General features: G+C 53.5%; 1 protein-coding gene. It reads right to left on the bottom strand.

Going from position 1 to position 2,644, the window contains the following annotated elements; all coding sequences use genetic code 11:
- Positions 1–2,044, bottom strand: a 2,044-nt coding sequence (purL, locus tag FBQ85_29020; GenBank protein MDL1879175.1) for a phosphoribosylformylglycinamidine synthase subunit PurL, incomplete at its 3' end; no start/stop codon positions are given.
- Between the last annotated feature and the right edge of the window lie 600 nt (positions 2,045–2,644).

Here is a 2,644-nt window from a genome sequence, read left to right as displayed (position 1 = left end):
AAATTACAATTAATGATTGGCTTTCTCCGAACAACGCAAAATCCGCGCGTTGGAATTTAGGCAGCGTGATTTCTGCGCCAAACGAACGTTCTTCATTCATGATGCAACATTCTGCCAGCGCAACCGCCAATCCCCCATCCGCAACATCGTGTGCCGAACTGAGCAAACGCTGATGAATGAGCGCAAGGCAGGCGGACTGCACGGCTTTTTCCTTTTGAAGATCGAGCGCCGGGCAATCGCCGGCAACCTGACCGTGAATGACTTTCAAATACTCGCTGCCGCCCACTTCTTCAAGATTTGTGCCGAGTAAGGCAATCTCATCGCCCGCTTGTTTGAAGCTCGCCGTCGTCGCGTATGCGACATCATCTAAAATTCCGAGCATACCAATCACCGGAGTTGGATAAACCGCAGCCGTCGGACTCTCATTATAAAAACTCACATTGCCGCCGGTCACCGGCGTTTCCAGCACGCGGCAAGCTTCTCCAATGCCGGCGATGGCTTCTTGAAATTGCCAGTAATTCTCCGGTTTGTAGGGGTTGCCAAAATTCAAACAGTTTGTGATCGCAACCGGCCGTCCGCCGGTGACGGCCACATTGCGCGCCGACTCGGCGACGGCAATTGCCGCGCCCCGGCGAGGGTTGAGATAAACATAACGGCCATTGCAATCCGTTTTGAGTGCAATGGCTTTTCTTGTTCCTTTGATGCGAATCACCGCCGCGTCGCCGCCGGGCATAATCACGGTGTTGCTGCGCACGGTGGAATCATATTGTTGGTAAATCCAACGCTTGTTCGCAATATTCGGCGCGCTGAGAAGCTGCAGCAGTGTTTCATCGAGATGTTTCGGAGGACGGAGCGTCGCCGCCTCGAACGCGCGCGTCGTTTTCAGATAAGCCGGCGCCTTTGCTTCCCGCACGTAAACCGGTGCGCCGCCGCCCAACACCAAAGTTTCAGCAGGAATCTCAGCCACAATCCGTCCATTTATTTTGACATGCAGCACATTGTCCGATTTTACTTCGCCAATCTTTGCCGCATGCAAATCCCATTTGCGGCAAATATCGGCAATCGCCTGCTCATTGCCGGGTTTTGCCACCACTAGCATGCGTTCTTGTGATTCCGACAGCATGATCTCATACGGCGTCATACCCGCTTCGCGCAACGGCACGTTTTCAAGATTGACTTCCATGCCGTGTTTCCCGCGCGCCGACATTTCCGAGGTTGAGCACGTGATGCCGGCGGCGCCCATGTCTTGAATGCCGACGATCAAATCGGCGCGAATCATTTCTAAGGTGGCTTCGAGCAGAAGTTTTTCGGCGAAAGGATCGCCGACCTGCACCTGCGGGCGTTTGCTTTCGCTTTCCTCTGAGATTTCCTCGCTGGCAAACGTTGCGCCGTGAATACCGTCGCGGCCGGTTGCCGAGCCGATCAAAATGACACGATTGCCCGCCCCGGCTGCAACGGCCTTGGCGATGCGATCGTGTTTAACGAGACCAACCGCCATCGCATTAACCAGCGGATTATCGCGATAGCAATCTTCGAAATAAACCTCGCCGGCAACGGTCGGCACGCCAAAGCAATTGCCATAATCACCGATGCCTTTAACCACGCCTTTGACAAGATAACGCACGCGGCTGTCCTCAAGACTGCCGAAGCGCAACGAATTCAACGCGGCGATTGGGCGCGCGCCCATGGTAAAAATATCGCGCAATATACCGCCCACGCCCGTGGCCGCGCCTTGATACGGCTCCACCGCCGAGGGGTGGTTGTGGCTTTCAATTTTAAAAGCAATCGCCAGGCCGTCGCCAATATCGACAACGCCGGCGTTTTCTTCGCCTGCCTTCACCAACAGCGCTTTGCCCTCGCGCGGCAGTTTTTTCAATTGTGCGATGGAATTTTTGTAGCTGCAATGCTCCGACCACATCACGGAAAAAATACCCAACTCGGTAAACGTCGGCGTGCGGCCGAGGATTTGCAGAATGCGCGCATACTCTTCGGCATTCAAACCGTGCTGTTGCGCCAACTCGACGGTCACATTCGGTTCTGTCATGTTCAAAATTGCACCCTGGTTTCATGCGCTTTTTCGAATTTTTTGTAACTGGAATAAGTCGGTTTTATTGTTAGTCGAATGATGTAAGTTCCGGCCTTCATCGGCTGATGATTTTGCGTCACGTGTGGAGGAATTTCTGAAGTAATCACCTGCCACGTGCCATCGAATAATTCCCGCCTCTCGCCGGAAAAGCGAAGAATATTCTCCATCGGTTTCGCCAGCGGTTTCTTCGCGGCATCAAGAATTTCGAGCGTGACATAACTGGGCTCCGTCAGAAAATACGTTAGCGAAAGAAACGCAGGATTGCCTTCGATCACGGCATGCACGTCACGAATATCGGCGCCAACCCAATAATATTGCACCGCCTCGCGCTCGGCGATGATAACCTGGCCGAAACGCTTGTAAATCGCCAGGCCGCGCGGCTCGTTGAATTCCTTTTCACCGCTGCCCCGCCGCCCGAAACTGGTGAGATAATTCAAATCGCGGTCAAACTTGTGCAGGCAATGATTCGCGATGTCCGTCACATAGATATTGCTGTAGTAATCAATCGCAGCGTAAGCTAATCTGGCATTCGGCTTCTTGAGGCTGGTCATGGATTTG

The organism is Cytophagia bacterium CHB2 (assembly GCA_030263535.1).
Lineage (GTDB): Bacteria > Zhuqueibacterota > Zhuqueibacteria > Zhuqueibacterales > Zhuqueibacteraceae > Coneutiohabitans.
The sequence above is the reverse complement of the archived record's forward strand: the minus strand, read 5'-3'. Positions and strand labels throughout refer to the sequence as shown.